Genomic DNA, 17,558 nt, shown 5'->3' with positions numbered 1-17,558 from the left:
GCCGCTTCATGCCCTACCGCCTCATTGCATTCGACTTCGACGGCACGCTCGCCGATTCGCTCGACAGTTTTCTAGCGGCGCTGTCGGAAGCATCACGCCTGCACGGCTTTCGCGACGCCTCGCCCGAGCTGCGCCCGGCGCTGCGCGGCATGTCGGCGCGCGACATCATCCGTGCGCTCGACGTGCCGATGTGGAAGGTGCCGCGCGTGACGATCGACATGCGCCGCCTGATGCAGCCGCGCGTCGCGAACGTGATGCTGTTCCCCGGCGTCGACGCAACCTTCGATGCGCTCGCCGCGCGCGGCATCCGCATCGCGATCGCCACGTCGAATACCGAGGCGATCGTGCGCGACCGCCTCGGCCCGCGCGCCTGCGGCCGCGTCGATCATTTCGCGTGCGGCATTCCGCTGTTCGGCAAGGCGCGCCGCCTGCGCGCGCTCGTTCGCGAGGCCGGTGTGCGCACCGACGAAGTGCTGTATGTCGGCGACGAAATCCGCGATGCCGACGCGGCACGGCGCGCGCACATCGCGTTCCAGGGCGTCGCGTGGGGCTACACTGCACCCGACGCGTTGCAGGCGCATTGCGCGACGCCGTTGCTACCGCGCCTCGACGCGTTGCTCGATCGCGTGTGACGCGTTCGAGTGCATCGCATGCGCGACTCGATACGTCGCTCGACGGGCACGACACAGCGGCAACACGATGAAATGCGGATGACATGTTCGTGCATCCCGCACGCCGCAGGCGCGCAAAAATTGCCGCCGCGACACCGGCAGCAGGTACGCAATACCGGTCCGCGCACTCGCGCATCGATTCGTCTTACCAACCGTTACACAAGCCACAGCACGGTTGCACCTGCTACCCGACCACCCTCCTAGAATCAGTCGGGCCGGGAAACACTTCGACCGGCGCCGCGGCAGAGCGGCGGTCGAATCCGGCCCGGGCGCGCCCGGTCTCTCGCACAGCTACGGATCATGTCATCCGTCTTTTAACCAGAGCCCCGATCGAAAGGAGGTCCCATGAACCGCTTTCCCCACATCTCGCGCCTTGCTTTGTCTGCCGCTGGCCTGCTTCTCGTCGCCGTGACGGCGACCGCGCAAACCGCGCAACCGGCACCGTCCGCGCCGGCCGCTGCCGCGACGCGCATCCACGAAGCCGACCAGGCCTTCATCACCGACGGCACGAAAACCGTGTCGACGCAGCACGACGCGGCGCGCATCGCCGATTCGCGCACGTCGGACAGCCAGGTGAAAGCCTTCGCGCAACGCGTGTCGACCGACGATGAAAAGATCATCCAGGCGATGCGCGCGGCGAGCCCGCGCGGCGTCGACGTGCCGGCCAACGACCCCGACACGGCCGCACTGGACAGCATCAAGAGCCTGCGCGGCGCCGAGTTCGACAAGGCGTACATCGAGCAGGTGGCGCTCGCCGGCCAGCAGAAGGCGATCTCGGCATTCCAGGCCGAAATCGCATCGGGCCGCGACACGAAACTGAAGGAAGTCGCACGCCAGTCGCTGCCGATCCTGCAGAAGCACTACGCGGACGCGCAGAAACTCGCCGAGCGTCATCACCTCGCATCGGCGCAGTAACACGATGCAGCGCCGCGCCTCGTGCGCGGCGCACCGCTTCCCCCGTCATCGCGCCGCCCGGTTCCGGCGGCGCGATGCACATCTGACTGCATGACCCGGCGCGCAAACGCGCCATACGTCATGCGCTACGCGTCACTTCGCGAGCTTCGCCGCGAGCCGCGCACTCACCTCCGGCCATTCGTCGTCGATGATGCTGAAGCGCACCGAATTGCGCTTGCGGCCGTCCGGCATGATCCGTTCGTGGCGCACGATCCCTTCCTGCTTCGCGCCGAGCCGCAGAATCGCCGCGCGCGATTTCTCGTTCAGCTCGTCGGTTGTGAACTGCACGCGCACGCAATGCAGCGTGTCGAACGCATAGGTCAGCAGCAGCCACTTCGCTTCGGTATTCGCGCGCGTGCGCTGCGCCGATTCGCTCAGCCACGTATGGCCGATCTCGAGCTTGCGATGCGTGCGATCGATCTTCCAGAAGCGCGTACTGCCGATCACGCGGCCCGATGTGCGGTCGACGATCGCGAACGGCATCACGGTGCCGGCCGCCCGCCCCTTCAATGCAGTATCGATATAAGCATCGACCGTCTCCGCGCTCGGCACGGCCGTGACCTTCAGGTTCCACAACTGGCCGTCGGCCGCGGCATCCAGCAGCGCCTGCCGGTCGGATGCGTCGAGCGGCCGCAGTTCGATACGCTCGCCGGTGAGCGTCGGTTGTTCTAGGGAAGATGAAGCGTCGGTCATGACGAGGTTCCGGAAAGTAAGGACGATGGCGGCGAAACGCCCATCATACGGCCGCGTTAACCGAGGTGCGCGGCCAGCCGCCGACGGATCGCCTTCGCCTCCGCGCGTAGCGCAGCGCCGAACGCATCGACGAGCAGGTTCTTCGGCCGGTGCTCGGGCACGATCATGCTGACCCGGTACGGAAACGAGCGCGTGAGCGGCCGCACGTGCAGGTCGCGCCCGACGAAATCGAGCGCGGTCAGCGGATTGACGATCGCCGCGCCGAGCCCTTGCCGCACGAACGCGCACACCGACACGGCCGACGGCGTTTCGACGACCGAGCGCGGCGCGACGCCGAGTTGCGCGAACGCCTCGTCGATCAGGATGCGATACGGATCGTTCAGCGACAGGCTCACGAATGGTCGATCGGCGAGATCCAGCAGATCGATCGCGTCCTGCGCGAGCAGCGGATGGCCGTCGGGCAGCACGCATACTTCGTCGACTTCGAGCAACGGCGTGAGCACGGTGCCGGCCGGCGCGACGTCGTGCTCGGTCAGCCCGAGGTCGTAACGCTGCGCGGTCAGCCACTCTTCGAGCACCGGCGACTCCTGCGTCGCGACCGACACGCTGACGCCCGCATGCGCGCCGTGAAACCGCCGGCACGCGCCGGGCAGGATCGCATGCGAGAACGCCGGCAGCGCGATCACCGACAACTGCCCGTCGCGAAACTCGCGCAGGCGCGCGGCCGTCGCCGCGACGCGCTCGAGCCCCACATACGCGAGCCGCACGTCGTCGAACAGCGTGAGCGCGGCCATCGTCGGCCGCAGCCGGCCGTGCGCGCGCTCGAACAGCGCGAAACCGACGACCTGCTCCATCCGCGCGAGCTCGCGGCTGATCGTCGGCTGCGACGTGTAGAGCATTTCGGCCGCGCGCGTCGTGCTGCCGGTGACCATCAGCGCGCGGAAGACCTCGATATGGCGGTGCGTGAGCATGATCGTCTATATCAAATATGAATCGAATGTCGATAAACAGGCATTTTACTGTATAGCCGAACAGGTGCATCATCGACGCTATCCGTTCATTCGATCCGATTCATCCGCCATGTCCCTCGATTCCCGCCAGCTCGCGACGCTCGCGCAGCAATACGGCACCCCGCTGTGGGTGTACGACGCCGACGTCATCCGCGACCGCATCGCCCAACTGCGCCAGTTCGACGTGATCCGTTATGCGCAGAAGGCGAACTCGAACGTCCATATCCTGAAGCTGATACGCGAAGAAGGCGCATGCGTCGACGCCGTGTCGCTCGGCGAGATCGAACGCAGCCTCGCGGCCGGGTTCAGTCCCGCCGGCGAGCCGGAAGGCGTCGTGTTCACGGCCGACCTGATCGACCGCCCGACGCTCGCGGCCGTGCTGAAGCACGGCGTGACCGTGAACGCGGGTTCGCTCGACATGCTCGCGCGGATCGGCGAACACGCGCCGGGCCACCGCGTGTGGCTGCGCGTCAATCCCGGCTTCGGCCACGGCCACAGCAACAAGACCAACACCGGCGGCCCGCAGAGCAAGCACGGCATCTGGATCGACGACGTGCCGCGCGCGATCGAGATCGTGCGCCAGTACGGGCTGAAGCTCGTCGGCATCCACATGCACATCGGTTCGGGCGTCGACTACGGCCACCTGTCGCAGGTGTGCGATGCGATGGTCGATCTCGTCACGTCGCTCGGTCACGACATCGACGCGATCTCGGCCGGCGGCGGCCTGTCGATTCCGTATCGCGACGGCGAGCCGCGCGTCGACGTCGGTCACTACTTCAGCCAGTGGGACGCCGCGCGCAAGCGGATCGAACGGCATCTCGGCCACCCGGTGCGCATCGAGATCGAACCGGGCCGCTTCCTCGTCGCCGAAGCCGGCACGCTCGTCACCGAGGTGCAGGCCGTCAACCGCCGGCCGAAGCACGATTTCGTGCTGATCGACGCGGGCTTCAACGACCTGATGCGCCCGTCGATGTACGGCAGCTACCACGCCGTGTCCGTGCACGCGCACGACGGCGCGCTGCCCGCGGGCCGGCCGCTCGTCGACCTCGCGATCGCGGGGCCGCTGTGCGAATCGGGCGACGTGTTCACGCAGGACGCGGGCGGCGTGGTCACGCACCGCACGCTGCCGCAGCCGCAGATCGGCGACCTGCTGTTCCTGCACGACGCGGGCGCGTATGGCGCATCGATGTCCTCGAACTACAACAGCCGGCCACTCGCGCCGGAAGTGCTCGTCGATCGCGGCACGCCGCGGCTGATCCGCCGCCGGCAGACGATCGACGAATTGCTCGCGCTCGAGACGTTCGCGTAACGCGCGTTCGTCGACACGAAGGCCAACGGCCAGGCTTGCCACTACCGGCAAGCCTGGCCGTTTTGCTTTCCGGTGTGCCGCCGGTTCACCCGCTCGCGATGCGGAGCAACCGCGCGGTCGCACCGTAGCACCTGATGCTTCGCATCGCGCGCAACCGCAGCAGATCGCTTGCGCCACCTTCCGCACGCAGAGAAAAACATTCCACGGCGCGCAGAAAGTGCATGCATCTTTGGAAACACATTCCTTTTTGATGAACCTAAGATTGCCCTCAGTCGCTCAGCATTCGTGTCACCGGATGCGCATCGACGAAGCACCCGGTCCACCCTTTCGCAAAGCCGTACGGGCAATCATGAACACCATGCTTGAACTCTTCGCCGCGCACCGGAACACGTTCGACACGCATGCCGCACGGCCGGCTCATGCGTCACGCGGCGACCACTCGCACTTCACACGCCTTCATCCGCACGCGCGCCGCGCCACCGTCGCACGCGAACGCATGCCGTAACGCACGGCATCACGCACGGCGGCGCACGACACGCGCCGCCACCCGCCGCACCGACTTCCCGCCCACGGCGACGCCGCCCGTCGCCGCGGCTTCGCACACCCTGAATTTTCGACAACAACCACGGAGACGACCATGAAGCACTTCACCCCGACGCTCAAGCAAGGCCTTGCCGCCGCACTCCTCTGCATGGCGGCCGCCACGTCGCACGCGGCGGACCTGCTCGACAGCGTCAAACAGGCCGGCGTGCTGAAGATCGCGCTGGAAGGCACCTATCCGCCGTTCGACTACCGCAACGCCGACGGCCAGCTCGAAGGCTTCGATGTCGACGTCGCGAAAGCGGTGGCCGCGCGCCTCGGCGTGAAGCCGCAGTTCGTCACGACCGAATGGAGCGGGATCCTCGCCGGCCTGCAGGCCGGCAAATTCGACGTGATCGTCAACCAGGTCGCGATTACACCGTCGCGCCAGCAGGCGCTCGACTTCAGCGCACCGTACGTGTATTCGTCGGCGCAACTGCTGCAACGTCAGAACGACACGCGCGCATTCAAGTCGCTCGACGAACTGAAGGGCAAGAAGGTCGGCGTGACGATGGGCAGCAACTACGTCGATCTCGTCAAGACCGTGCCCGCCATCGATCTGCAGGTCTACCCGGGCACACCGGAAAACCTGCGCGACCTCGCGGCGGGCCGTATCGATGCGGCGGTCAACGATCGCCTGATGCTCAGTTACCTGATCAAGAACTCGCACCTGCCGCTGCGCCCGGGTTCCTTGCTGGCGGGCGGCGAGGACCGGATGGGCATCCCGTTCCGCAAGGGCAATCCGAAATTCGCGAAGGCGATCGACGATGCGGTCGCGTCGCTGCAGCAGGACGGCACGCTGAAGAAGATTTCGATGCAGTGGTTCGGCGCCGACACGACCAAGCCGGTGACGCAATAACGCAGCCCGCCCCGCGCCCGCGCGCACGAACGCGCGGGCCGTCCGGCACACAATCAGGAGACACGTGATGGAAGCACTCGAACTGGTCGTTCATACCCTGCCCGTGATGGTCAAAGGCGCGGTGCTCACGCTGAAATTCGCGGTGGCGTCGATGGCGCTCGGCCTCGTCGTCGGGCTCGTGATCGCGATCCTGCGGATCGGCAGCAACCGGCTCGCCGCAGGGCTGGCACAGGGCTACATCAGCCTGATGCGCGGCACGCCGCTGCTCGTGCAGATGTTCGTCGTCTATTACGGGCTGCCCGATCTCGGCATCACGCTCGATCCGACGACCGCCGGCATCTTCACGCTGACGCTCAACGCGGGCGCCTATCTGTCGGAAAGCATGCGCGGTGCGATCCTCGGCATCGGCCGCGGGCAATGGGCGGCCGCGCACAGCCTCGGTCTCACGCATGTGCAGACGCTGCGCTATATCGTCTGCCCGCAAGCGCTGCGCCTCGCGGTGCCGAGCCTCGGCAACACACTGATCAGCCTGATCAAGGACACGTCGCTGGTCTCGGTGATCACCGTCACCGAATTGCTGCGCTCGACGCAGGAAGTGATCGCCGCGACGTTCCAGCCGCTGCCGCTCTATCTCGCCGCCGCCGCGATCTACTGGGTGCTGAGCACGCTGCTTACGCGGCTTCAGGGCCGCGTCGAAACGCGCCTCGCGCTGCCGTCCACGCATTGAACGCGTGCCGCCCATTCAACCCGACCTCAACGACGGACAGAACATGATTACGCTCGACAATGTTTCGAAATGGTATGGCAAGCATCAGGTCCTCTCGGCATGCAGCGCGGCGGTCTCGAAAGGCGAAGTGGTTGTCGTGTGCGGGCCGTCGGGCTCCGGCAAGTCGACGCTGATCAAGACGATCAACGGCCTCGAACCGTTCCAGAAAGGCAGCATCACCGTCGACGGCATGCGGCTCGGCGACCCGGCCGCGAAGCTTGCGCAATTGCGCGCCCGCGTCGGCATGGTGTTCCAGCACTTCGAGCTGTTTCCGCATCTGTCGATCACCGAGAACCTGACGCTCGCGCAGGTCAAGGTGCTCGGCCGCCGCAAGGACGAGGCCGTCGAGAACGCCATGAAGCTGCTCGATCGCGTCGGCCTGAAGGCGCACGCGCACAAGTATCCGGGGCAGTTGTCCGGCGGCCAGCAGCAGCGCGTCGCGATCGCGCGCGCGCTGTCGATGAACCCGGTCGCGATGCTGTTCGACGAGCCGACCTCCGCGCTCGATCCCGAGATGATCAACGAAGTGCTCGACGTGATGGTCGAGCTCGCGCGCGACGGCATGACGATGGTCTGCGTCACGCATGAAATGGGCTTCGCGCGGAAAGTCGCGCATCGCGTGATTTTCATGGACCAGGGTGCGGTGGTGGAGGACGCGGCCAGCGACAGGTTCTTCGCCGCGCCGCGTTCCGAGCGCGCCCGCGACTTCCTCGACAAGATCCTGCACTGACCGCGCAGCGGCGGCCTTGCTTCGATTGATTGACCCTCAAAGGACGACACCTTGAACCACCTGCATTCGACCGACACCGTACTCGCCCACGAAGGCCGTTCGCACGGCCAGCCCGGTTCGCCCGTGAACCCGCCCGTGTATCGCCAGTCGACCCTGCTCTTTCACGGCACCGACGCGCTCGACGCGGTGCGCGGCACGCCGCTCGCGTATGGGCGCCACGGCAGCCCGACCACGCGCGCGCTCGAGAAAGCGCTCGCGCGCCTCGAGGGCGCGCACGCCGCGCTGCTGACGCCGAGCGGCCTCAGCGCGATCACGACCGCGCTGCTCGCGGTGCTGAATCCCGGCGACCATCTGCTGATGGCTGATTCCGTGTACGACCCGACCCGCTCGTTCTGCGATGAAACGCTCGCGCGCCTCGGCATCGAGACGACCTACTACGATCCGTCGATCGGCGCGGGCATCGCGTCGCTGATGCGGCCGAACACGCGTGCGGTATTCGCCGAATCGCCGGGCTCGCTGACCTTCGAGGTGCAGGATATTCCGGCCATCAGCCACGTCGCGCACCGGCACGGCGCCGTCGTGCTGCTCGACAACACGTGGGGAACGCCGCTGAACTTCCGCTCGTTCGACCATGGCGTCGACGTGTCGATTCACGCCGCGACCAAGTACATCGCCGGACACTCCGACGTGCTGATGGGCGCGATCCTGACGACCGAGGCGCTCGCCCCGAAAGTCACGCGCTTCTACCGGCAACTCGGGATGACGGTCAGCGGCGACGACGCTTATCTCGCGCTGCGCGGCCTGCGCACGCTATCGGTCCGGCTCGAGCGGCACCAGCGCAACGCACACGTGCTGACCGAATGGCTCGCTGCACAACCGGAAGTCGCGCGGATCCTGTATCCGGCGCGGCCCGGCGACCCCGGCCATGCGCTGTGGCAGCGCGATTTCACCGGTGCGTGCGGGCTGTTCGGCGTAGTGCTGCATCCGCAGCCCGACGAGGCGGTGCGCGCGCTGCTCGACGGGATGACGTGCTTCGGCATGGGGTATAGCTGGGGCGGCTTCGAAAGCCTGATCATCCCGTCCAATCCGTCGCGCAACCGTACCGCCACACAGTGGGCAGCGGCAGGCCCGCTGCTGCGGATTCATGCGGGGCTCGAGCATCCCGACGACATGATCGCCGACCTCGCCGCCGGTTTCGCCAGAATGCGCGCCGCCGCACTCGCGGAAGCCTGAAGTCCGGCGACGTAGTACAGGCCACCCCGCATCACGTTTTCTTCAACGTTCGCCCCACCCTCATAGCGAGACCATCATGAAAGACACGCTGTTCATTCTTCGCCCCGGCTTTTTCAAGGACTCCGAAGGTCCGTTCTACTGCGGCGACTCCGTTTCCGTCGAAGGGCTGCTGAGCTTCTACCCGCAGCTGCGCGACGCCGTCGACGTCGAATACATCGACGCGCCGCGGCCGCGCGAGCCGATCGTCGCGCTGATCGGCGCGGACAACCAGTCCGCGCCTGTGCTCGTGCTCGGCGACGGACACGCGCCGAAAGACGATGCACTCGCGATTCGCGAGCACGACGGCCGGCGCTTCATCGATTCGCCGGCCGATATCCGACGGTATCTGTCGTCGCAATACGGCGTAGCGCACGTCGCATAAGCGCACCGGCGCGTGCGGCCGAGCGGCCGCACGCTACCTCACCGCCACACGCACGTCGGCGCCCGCCGCACGCCACGCCTTCAGCAGCACCGCTCGCCGCCTCGGATAACGCACATCCAGCCGCTCCAGCTCGACGATGCGATCGGTCCGAAAATGCCGGAAGTCGTTCCGCCCTTCGCACCACGCCGCCAGAATCCGCGCGTCATTGAAATAGCCGAGCGCGAATGGCCACACGATCCGTTCGTCGATCGCTCGCCGGCCTTCGCCCGAATATCGAATCCTGATCTTGCTTTCGGTACGAATCGCCGTGCGCACGGCACCCATGTCGACGATCTCCCGATCCTCGACCGTACGCGGGCCGACGAGCAGTGTCGTGCATTCCATCTCGCGGCGCAGGTCGACCGGTAGCACGGCGGATATTTTCGCGAGCGCATCGGATGCGGCCGTCGTGAGCTGTGCATCGGCGAACTTCCCGACCCAGCGAAAGCCGAGCATCAGCGCTTCGAGTTCCGATTGCGAAAACATCAATGGCGGCAGCATGAAACCGGCACGCAGCACGTAGCCGACACCCGGCTCGCCTTCGATGTCCGCACCCTGCGCCTGCAACGACGCAATGTCGCGATAGACCGTGCGTAGGCTGATGCCTAGTTCTTCAGCCAGCACGCGACCGCTCACCGGGTGGCGGTGGCGTCGCAACAGCTGCAATAGCGAGAGCAGTCGTTCAGCACGCGTCATCGTTCAATGCTGCCATTTTCTGACAGCATTCATTCATAGAATGGGACGCATCTTAATCGATATCAGGACGGCTCCGCATGACTTCCCCGAATCTCGTTCTTCTGTATGTCGAGGACCCGACGCGCAGCGCGCAGTTCTACGAGCGCCTGTTCGAGCGCCGGCCTGTCGCCGCGTTTCCGACCTACACAGCCTTCGCGCTCGACAACGGGCTGCATCTGGGCCTGTGGTCGACCCATGCGAATGACTTCGTGTCGGGCGGCACCGGCCATCGATCGGAGCTGGCATTCATGGTCGACGACGAGCGCGAAGTCGAGCGCCTGTACGACGCATGGAAGGCGCTCGGCGTACCGTTCGAACAACCGCCGATGACGGCCGTGTTCGGTCTGACGTTCCTCGCGCTTGACCCGGACGGCCACCGGTTGCGCGTGTGCATGCCCGACAAATGAGCGCAAGCGTGCGGACCGTCAACCGGTCGCGCCCGCACCTTCATTCAGGCGCGCGTCACCCCGCGCGCTGCACGGGCGCCATTTTCGAGAAGTACTTCGCACCCGCCACGCAGCCGACCACGACGGCCGTCACGACGACCATCGACGGCGGCACCGTCTCGTGCAGCAGCCCGGCCGCCAGCAGGAAGCCGAAGAACGGCTGCAGCAGCTGCAACTGGCCGACGCCCGCGATCCCGCCGAGCGCAAGCCCGCGATACCAGAACACGAAACCGATCAGCATGCTGAACAGCGACACGTACGCGAGCCCCCACAGCGCGGCGGCGTCGACGCCGTCGAACGACGCCGGCCACGTGAGCCATGTAAGCGGCAGCATCAGCGGCAACGACAGCACGAGCGCCCACGAGATCACCTGCCAGCCGCCGAGCTGCCGCGACAGGCGCGCGCCTTCCGCGTAGCCGAGCCCGCACGCGACGATCGCGGCCAGCATCAGCGCATCGCCGACCACCGACGCCTGGCCGCCGTTGCGCAGCGCAAACGCGGCCACCGCGCCGCTGCCGACGATCGAGAAGATCCAGAACGGCAGCCGCGGCCGTTCGCCGCCGCGCCACACGCCGAACAACGCGGTCGCGAGCGGCAGCAGCCCGACGAACACGATCGCGTGCGCGGACGTCACATGCTTCAGCGCGAGCGCCGTCAGCAACGGGAAGCCGACCACCACCCCGAGCGCGACGATGGCCAGCGACACGGCCTCGGCACGCGTCGGCCGCCGCTGCTTCAGCACGACGAGCAGCAGCAGGCCGAGCGCGCCGGCGATCGTCGCACGCGCGAACGTGAGGAACAGCGGGTCGAGCCCCTGCACCGCGACACGCGTCGCAGGCAGCGAGCCACTGAAGATGATTACGCCCAGCAAGCCGCTGAGCCATCCGTCGGTCGTCTTTTGCACGGGAAATCCTGAACGGGGAAAGTGGATGACCGATGATCCGCCGCCCGCGAAAAACGCGTAAGCTACAGCCCAATACAATTCGGACAAACTGTACTGGACAACTGGCCGTACAGTTCATTCTTCGCCATGAGCCATGCCGCCCCGATTCCCGTTCCGCCCGCCCCGACGCGCACGCGCGTGGAAACCGTGATGGATACCTTGCGCGCGCGGATCGCGAGCCGCGCGCTGATGCCCGGTGCGCGCGTGCCGTCGATCCGGATGATGGCCGACGGGCTGGGCGTGTCGAAATCGACGGTCGTCGATGCGTACGAGCGGCTCGCGAGCGAAGGCGTGCTCGTCGCGCGGCGCGGCTCGGGCTTCTATGTGTCGGGGCACGCGCCGCCGCTCGCGCTCGCCGATCTCGGCCCGCGCCTCGATCGCGAGCTCGATCCGCTGTGGCTGTCGCGCCAATCGCTCGAAGCGGCGCCGACGTCCGTGAAGCCCGGCTGCGGATGGCTGCCGTCGTCGTGGCTGCCCGATGAAAGCCTGCGCCGCGCGCTGCGCGCCGTGTCGCGCGACGAATCCGACGCGCTGACCGACTATGCGACGCCGCTCGGCCTGCCCGCGCTGCGCCAGCAGCTTGCCTGGCGGCTCTCGCAGCACGGCGTTCACGCGGAACCCACGCAGATCTTGCTGACCGACGGCGGCACGCACGCGCTCGACCTCGTGTGCCGGCTGCTGCTGGAGCCGGGCGACACGGTCGTGCTCGACGATCCGTGCTACTTCAACTTCCAGGCGCTGCTGCGCGCACACCGCGCGCGGATCGTCAGCGTCCCGTTCACGCCGAACGGCCCCGATCTGGCGCGCTTCGAGCAGGTGCTCGCCGAGCACCGGCCGCGCCTGTACATCACCAACGCGGCGCTGCACAACCCGACCGGCGCGACGCTCGCGCCGCCCGTCGCACACCGGCTGCTGACGCTCGCGGCCGAGCACGGGCTGCTGATCGTCGAGGACGACATCTTCGCGGATTTCGAGAGCACGCCCGCGCCGCGCCTCGCGGCGTTCGACGGGTTGTCGCGCGTCGTATCGATCGGCAGCTTCTCGAAGACGCTGTCGGCCGCGATCCGCTGCGGTTACATCGCCGCACGCCCGGAATGGATCGAGGCGCTCGTCGACCTGAAGCTTGCAACGTCGTTCGGCAACGCGCAGATCGGCGCGAACGTCGTGCACCGGCTGCTGATCGACGGCACGTACCGGCGTCACCTCGACGGCCTGCGCGCGCGTCTCGCCGATGCGATGGGCGAGACGATCCGGCGCCTCGCGCGCGCCGGGCTCGGGATCTGGACGGAGCCGCGCGGCGGCCTGTTCGTATGGGCGCAACTGCCCGACGGGCTAGATGCGGCACGCGTCGCACGCCATGCGCTGGATCACGACGTCGTGCTGGCGCCCGGCAACGTGTTCAGCCCATCGCACAGCGCGACGTCGTACCTGCGCTTCAACGTATCGCGCTGCAAGGGGCCCGCGGTGTTCGATGCGCTTGCGCGGGCGATGGAGGCGGTGCGCGCGGCGGAACGCAGTGGCGTGCAGGCGGATGCGGAACAGCGCGCGCTCGCGGGCGAACCGTAATCGCAGGCGATCGCGCTAACTGCCGATCGCCACGATCTCGGCCACGAAATCGACGAACGCGCGCACCTTCGCGGGCGGCAAATGGCGCGACGGATAGTACGCAAACAGCGGGAACGCCTCGCCGCGCCAATCCGCGAGCAGCTCGACGAGCCGCCCCTGCTCGATCAGCTCCGCTACGCCGCTCGCCTTGAAGCGGGCGATGCCCGCGCCGGCCAGGCACGCGCCGAGCATCGTGCCGGCGTCGTTGACGAGCAGCCGGCCCGTCGTCTTCACCGGCACGCGCTTGCGGCCAAGCTGATAGACCCATTCGAGCGGCTGGCCGGTCAGCGTGTTGCGCATCTGGATGCACGCGTGGCCGACCAGATCGGCAGGCGCCTCGGGACGCCCGTGCCGCTTCACGTACGCGGGCGCGGCGACCGTCACCGCACGCGTCTCCAGCAGCTTGCGCGCCACCAGCGACGATGACGGCGGCTCACCAAACCGCACCGCGATGTCGAAACCTTCGGCGACCAGATCGCCGAGTTGCTCGCGTGCCGCCAGTTCCAGCGACAGATCGGGATGGCGCGCAAGAAACGCCGGGAGATGCGGCGCCAGCACCCGCCGCGAGAAATAGGCGTCGACATTCACGCGCAACCTGCCACGGACGGCGGCGACCGAACCGGCGGCCAGCGTAACCGCGTCGCCGATCCCGGCGAGCAGCGGACCGATATCTTCGTACAGGCGCCGCCCTTCGTCCGTCAGCGTCACCGACCGCGTCGTGCGATCGAGCAGCCGCACGCCGACGCGCGCCTCGAGCCGGCCCACGGCCCGGCTGACGCCGGACGGCGACAGGCCGAGCGCATCGGCCGCGCACGCGAAGCTGCCGCTTTCGACGATCGCGGCCAGCACGCCCACGTTCGCCAGAATCCGCCCGTCGATGCCCATGATTTCGCTCATGACAAAAAATCACCAATCAAATGACATGGATTCGATTCCATCAGGAATCGCCGTTCCCTATCATGCAACCCGATGCATCGCGACGGCAAGCCCCTCCGGCGGCCTACCCGAACGCGACAGGCAGATCCGCCGCCCGGCCGTTCCGGCGCGGGACCCTTCCCTTTTTCGATGAGGATTTCGAACCATGTACGCCATTACCGGCATCACCGGACAGGTCGGCGGCGCGCTCGCCCGAGCGCTGCTCGCATCCGGCCAGCGCGTGCGGGCCGTCGCACGCGACGCGGATCGCGCCGCGCCCTGGGCCGCACGCAACTGCGACGTCGCACTCGCGGACATGACCGACGCCGCCGCGCTGACGCCCGCTTTCTCGAACGCGGCCGGCGTATTCGTGCTGCTGCCGCCGTGCTTCGATCCGTCCCCGGGATTCCCCGAAACGCGCGCCGTGATCGACGCGGTCGGCGCCGCGTTGCGCGCCGCGCGGCCGCGCAAGGTCGTCTGTCTGTCGACGATCGGCGCCCAGGCCACGCAGGTGAACCTGCTGTCGCAATTGACGATGATCGAGCAGTCGTTCGCCGATCTGCCGATGCCCGTCGCGTTCCTGCGCCCCGCGTGGTTCCTGGAAAACGCCGCATGGGACGTCGCGACGGCACGCGACGACGGCGTGATCCGCAGCTTTCTGCAGCCGCTCGACAAACCGGTGCCGATGGTCGCCACCAAAGACGTCGGCCGCGCGGCGGCCGCGCTGCTTCAGGATGAATGGACCGGCGCACGTATCGTCGAGCTAGAAGGGCCGCAACGAGTCAGCCCGAACGACCTGGCGGCCGCGTTCGCCCGCGTGCTCGGGCGCACGGTACACGCCGAAGCCATCCCGCGCGACACGTGGGCAGCGCTGTTCGATGCGCAGCGGATGCGTCACCCTGAACCGCGCATGCGCATGCTCGACGGCTTCAACGAAGGCTGGATCGATTTCGCGTCGGCACGCGCGGATATTCTGAAAGGGGACATCGACGCGGATGCCGTACTGCGCACGCTCGTCGCCCGCACCGCGTGAGCGGGAACGGGGCGGCAGCACTGCACGCTGTCGCCCCGTTCCCGCCTGTCACCGCGTCACGCTTCCCCCGCGTGCGCCCTCGCCCGCACCTCGGCAAACGACGTTTCGACGAGCAAGCGCCCCGTATCGAACACCGTTTCGAGCGCCTCGTCCCATTCGCCTTCCAGCGTACGATCGTCCCACGCCACGGGCAGCGTCGTGGTCCGATACTCGCCGGTGCGGCGATTGCGCAGCAGCGTGAGCCGCCCCTTCTTCGAGCGCTTGCCCTGATCGGTGACCGGATCCTTGCGGACGTCGTGCCACACGCCGCCGCGCCGGATCGCCGAGCACTTCATCGCGAAGCGCTGCGTGTCGCGGTTCAGTTGCTGCAACAGCGCGCCGCCCATGCCGAACACGACGTTGCCGGCCGCGTAACCCGCGTCGTCGAGCGCGGAAAGAATCGCGTCGATCGACTGCTCGTCGACGCCATCGCCCTGGATCACGCGCACACGGTTCAGCACGCGCCGCCCCTTGCCGTTCACGGTCGAACCGAACGACGCGTCGAGCGCGCGCACGGTCTGCAGCACGATCGCCATCGGGTCGCCCGAATCGGGACGCACGACGAGCGTCGCGCCCGAATCGAGCACGGCCTGCCGAAGCTCGCCGCCCCACAGATCGAGCGCGGCGAACAGATCGTAGGAGTCCGACACGACCGACACGATCGCGCCGGGCAGGCCGAAGCGGCGGATCATGTTCCGGTACGCATCGGCCTCGCCTTCGCGCCCCCACGACGTGATCGTGCTGTGTTCGGCCGCCGGCACCGAATAAGCCGCCATCGGCTCGCGATAGAAGCGGTTCGCGGCCAGCACGCCGAGCACCGTGTCCGAACCCATGAAGTTCACGAGGTGCGCCGCACCGCCGATCGCGGCCGATTCCGCGCTCGATACGCCGCGCGCGCCGAAGTCGTGCAGCTTGAACGGCAGTTGCGCGAGATCGTCGTCGGTCTTTTCGAGGAAATGGCGGATCGTCCGCCGCAGGTGCCAGCTACGTGTCGCGACCGTCACCGGATACCAGATGCGCAACAGCATCGTCTCGAGATACGACGCGAGCCAGAACACCTGCGGATCGTCGCATTCGACGGTCATCAGCACGTTGTGCACCGGCACGACCGAACCCTCGGGCACCGCGCGGATCTTCACCGGCAGGTAACCGTCGTAGCGTTCGACGATGGTGCGCCACCCGGCTTCGTTGAACGGCTCGCCGTGCACCGTGAAGAAATCGCGCGCTTCGTCGATCATCGCGTGCGTGATCGGCGTGCACAGATACTCCTTCAGCAGCATCTGCAGGCCGAAGAACAGCGTGCGGTCGTAACGACCGCCGCGCGATTCGACGTACGAGAACATCGCCGACGCGTCGGGCGGATATTGCAGGAAGTGGGAAGCCTTGTACGAATCCGTATTGAGGATCGGATTGGCGAGAACCGCGGCAAAGCCGCCGAGATCGTTTTGCATGGCTAGAGCTCCTCTAGGCCGTTGACGTGCCGCCGCGTCTGTCGCGGCGGACCGGAATGCGGGGAATCAGCGGATCACAGCTTCCCCAGGAAGTGATACGCGATGTCGAAGTGATCCTCGAACATCACGTTGCGCATCTGCGCGAACTCGTTGAGCGGCACCCAGCGCGCCTTGTCGGCGTCGTCGCTGCCCTTCACGCGCGGCAGTTCGCCGGTCGGGAAGTTGAACAGGCATGCGTGCGTGATCGTGCGGCCGCGCAGCGAGCGGGTCGGGTGATCGAACACCTGCCGATCCTTGATCGAGCCGCGCAGCACGGGCTCCGGCAGCTTCAGCCCGGTTTCCTCGCGCAGCTCGCGGATGCAAGCGGCGTCGAGCCGCTCGTCCTGGTTCACGAATCCGCCCGGCAGCGCCCACAGGCCGCGGCCCGGTTCGCTGCGGCGGCGCACGAGCAGGATATGGCCCGAGTGCACGACCACCGCGTCGACCGTCACGAACGTGACGGGATACGGCGCGGCCGCCCATGCCTTGCGATACGCGGCGATGAATTCGGCTTCCGACTTCAGCTGCGCGAATTCCGGTTGCGTGCGGAAACGCTCGAGCCAGCCGAACACGGGTTCCGGTACGGCCCACTGCACAAAGCTGTTGGTGCGTTCGGCGAAATACTGGTCGCGGATCTCGGTGGCGGAAATGTCTTCCGTCGCGTCGACGTCGACGAGCTCCCATTGCGGGAACATCCGCAGGTAATACGATGTGGCGTCCTTCTCGTGGCCGATCAGCCCGACCTTGCGCTGCGCGACGTCGCCGAGCGCGGACGCGACCGCGTCCTGAACCCAGCGCACCCAGTCGCCGTCGTTGTAGGTCGAATCCTGCAGCGGCGCGATCGTCACTCGGTCGCGCTCGGACGCGTCGAGCAGCGAAGCCAGCATCTGGCGGCGCTCGTCGAACGAGAACGGATCCTTGATGGTGCGGGGCTTGTCGGTCGACCCGATCAGCACGCACACGCGCTCGGCCCGGCTCAGTGCCGACTTCAGCACATTCAGGTGACCACGATGCGGAGGCTGGAAACGACCAATGAAAACGAGCGCGTCGAAGCGCCGGTTCTGTTGCGTGCTCATGAGGCTCCCTCA

At 67.2% G+C, this 17,558-nt stretch carries 19 protein-coding genes; 12 read left to right on the top strand and 7 right to left on the bottom strand.

Going from position 1 to position 17,558, the window contains the following annotated elements; genetic code table 11:
* Window positions 1-8: 8 nt before the first annotated feature.
* Together H3H55_RS21205 and H3H55_RS21200 are read left to right on the top strand one after the other, a co-directional pair.
* A complete protein-coding gene (locus tag H3H55_RS21205) occupies window positions 9-632 on the top strand; it encodes an HAD hydrolase-like protein (protein ID WP_193100081.1) in 624 nt (207 codons plus the stop codon).
* A gap of 384 nt (window positions 633-1,016) precedes the next feature.
* Window positions 1,017-1,586: a DUF4142 domain-containing protein gene (locus tag H3H55_RS21200; RefSeq protein ID WP_193100080.1), complete on the top strand. Its 570-nt coding sequence runs from the start codon at window positions 1,017-1,019 to the stop codon at window positions 1,584-1,586.
* Window positions 1,587-1,718: 132 nt separating this feature from the next.
* On the opposite strand, the gene H3H55_RS21195 is transcribed toward H3H55_RS21200, so the two are convergent.
* Both H3H55_RS21195 and H3H55_RS21190 read right to left on the bottom strand, forming a co-directional pair.
* A complete protein-coding gene (locus tag H3H55_RS21195) occupies window positions 1,719-2,318 on the bottom strand; it encodes a GNAT family N-acetyltransferase (protein WP_193100079.1) in 600 nt (199 codons plus the stop codon).
* 56 nt (window positions 2,319-2,374) lie between these two features.
* Window positions 2,375-3,289, bottom strand: a complete 915-nt coding sequence (locus tag H3H55_RS21190; RefSeq protein WP_193100078.1) for a LysR family transcriptional regulator — start codon at window positions 3,287-3,289, stop codon at window positions 2,375-2,377.
* Window positions 3,290-3,398: 109 nt separating this feature from the next.
* Between H3H55_RS21190 and lysA the strand changes: the two genes are divergently transcribed.
* From lysA to H3H55_RS21155, 7 genes are all read left to right on the top strand, one after another.
* Window positions 3,399-4,637 carry a diaminopimelate decarboxylase gene (gene lysA / locus H3H55_RS21185; RefSeq protein WP_193100077.1) on the top strand — a complete coding sequence of 413 codons (1,239 nt, stop codon included), beginning with the start codon at window positions 3,399-3,401 and terminating at the stop codon, window positions 4,635-4,637.
* Between the two features lie 349 nt (window positions 4,638-4,986).
* Complete coding sequence (locus H3H55_RS21180) at window positions 4,987-5,142, top strand: hypothetical protein (RefSeq protein WP_193100076.1); 156 nt, start codon at window positions 4,987-4,989, stop codon at window positions 5,140-5,142.
* Window positions 5,143-5,274: 132 nt separating this feature from the next.
* A complete protein-coding gene (locus H3H55_RS21175) occupies window positions 5,275-6,075 on the top strand; it encodes a transporter substrate-binding domain-containing protein (protein ID WP_193100075.1) in 801 nt (266 codons plus the stop codon).
* A gap of 67 nt (window positions 6,076-6,142) precedes the next feature.
* The gene (locus H3H55_RS21170; RefSeq protein WP_193100074.1) at window positions 6,143-6,802 is read left to right on the top strand and encodes an amino acid ABC transporter permease; all 660 of its coding nucleotides are present in this window, start codon (window positions 6,143-6,145) and stop codon (window positions 6,800-6,802) included.
* A 43-nt stretch (window positions 6,803-6,845) separates the two neighbouring features.
* Window positions 6,846-7,571: an amino acid ABC transporter ATP-binding protein gene (locus tag H3H55_RS21165; protein ID WP_129515427.1), complete on the top strand. Its 726-nt coding sequence runs from the start codon at window positions 6,846-6,848 to the stop codon at window positions 7,569-7,571.
* Between the two features lie 51 nt (window positions 7,572-7,622).
* A complete protein-coding gene (gene metC, locus H3H55_RS21160; protein WP_193100073.1) occupies window positions 7,623-8,804 on the top strand; it encodes a cystathionine beta-lyase in 1,182 nt (393 codons plus the stop codon).
* Between the two features lie 76 nt (window positions 8,805-8,880).
* Entirely contained in the window at window positions 8,881-9,225 is a 345-nt protein-coding gene (locus tag H3H55_RS21155; protein ID WP_193100072.1) for a DUF3088 domain-containing protein, read from the top strand.
* Window positions 9,226-9,258: 33 nt separating this feature from the next.
* Here the strand turns inward: H3H55_RS21155 and H3H55_RS21150 are convergent, their stop codons facing one another.
* Entirely contained in the window at window positions 9,259-9,960 is a 702-nt protein-coding gene (locus tag H3H55_RS21150; protein WP_193100071.1) for a helix-turn-helix transcriptional regulator, read from the bottom strand.
* A 77-nt stretch (window positions 9,961-10,037) separates the two neighbouring features.
* On the opposite strand from H3H55_RS21150, the gene H3H55_RS21145 reads away from it, so the two are divergent.
* Window positions 10,038-10,406 (top strand): VOC family protein, encoded by a 369-nt coding sequence (locus tag H3H55_RS21145; RefSeq protein ID WP_193100070.1) that lies wholly within the window; start codon window positions 10,038-10,040, stop codon window positions 10,404-10,406.
* A gap of 55 nt (window positions 10,407-10,461) precedes the next feature.
* Here H3H55_RS21145 and H3H55_RS21140 read toward each other — a convergent pair whose 3' ends face one another.
* Window positions 10,462-11,349, bottom strand: a complete 888-nt coding sequence (locus tag H3H55_RS21140; protein WP_193100069.1) for a DMT family transporter — start codon at window positions 11,347-11,349, stop codon at window positions 10,462-10,464.
* A 126-nt stretch (window positions 11,350-11,475) separates the two neighbouring features.
* On the opposite strand from H3H55_RS21140, the gene H3H55_RS21135 reads away from it, so the two are divergent.
* Window positions 11,476-12,954, top strand: coding sequence for a PLP-dependent aminotransferase family protein (locus H3H55_RS21135; protein ID WP_193100068.1), 1,479 nt, complete (start codon window positions 11,476-11,478; stop codon window positions 12,952-12,954).
* Between the two features lie 15 nt (window positions 12,955-12,969).
* On the opposite strand, the gene H3H55_RS21130 is transcribed toward H3H55_RS21135, so the two are convergent.
* Window positions 12,970-13,878 carry a LysR family transcriptional regulator gene (locus H3H55_RS21130; RefSeq protein ID WP_193102089.1) on the bottom strand — a complete coding sequence of 303 codons (909 nt, stop codon included), beginning with the start codon at window positions 13,876-13,878 and terminating at the stop codon, window positions 12,970-12,972.
* 196 nt (window positions 13,879-14,074) lie between these two features.
* Here H3H55_RS21130 and H3H55_RS21125 point away from each other — a divergent pair, with 196 nt between their 5' ends.
* The gene (locus H3H55_RS21125) at window positions 14,075-14,941 is read left to right on the top strand and encodes an NmrA family NAD(P)-binding protein (RefSeq protein ID WP_193100067.1); all 867 of its coding nucleotides are present in this window, start codon (window positions 14,075-14,077) and stop codon (window positions 14,939-14,941) included.
* Window positions 14,942-14,997: 56 nt separating this feature from the next.
* On the opposite strand, the gene H3H55_RS21120 is transcribed toward H3H55_RS21125, so the two are convergent.
* Both H3H55_RS21120 and H3H55_RS21115 read right to left on the bottom strand, forming a co-directional pair.
* Window positions 14,998-16,431: a nicotinate phosphoribosyltransferase gene (locus H3H55_RS21120; protein ID WP_193100066.1), complete on the bottom strand. Its 1,434-nt coding sequence runs from the start codon at window positions 16,429-16,431 to the stop codon at window positions 14,998-15,000.
* 74 nt (window positions 16,432-16,505) lie between these two features.
* Window positions 16,506-17,546: a bifunctional nicotinamide-nucleotide adenylyltransferase/Nudix hydroxylase gene (locus H3H55_RS21115; protein ID WP_027789549.1), complete on the bottom strand. Its 1,041-nt coding sequence runs from the start codon at window positions 17,544-17,546 to the stop codon at window positions 16,506-16,508.
* Window positions 17,547-17,558 lie beyond the last annotated feature (12 nt).

The organism is Burkholderia sp. Z1 (genome assembly GCF_014893795.1).
Taxonomy (GTDB): domain Bacteria; phylum Pseudomonadota; class Gammaproteobacteria; order Burkholderiales; family Burkholderiaceae; genus Burkholderia; species Burkholderia theae.
Note: the sequence above shows the minus strand (reverse complement) of the source record. Positions and strands in the feature narration are given on the sequence as shown.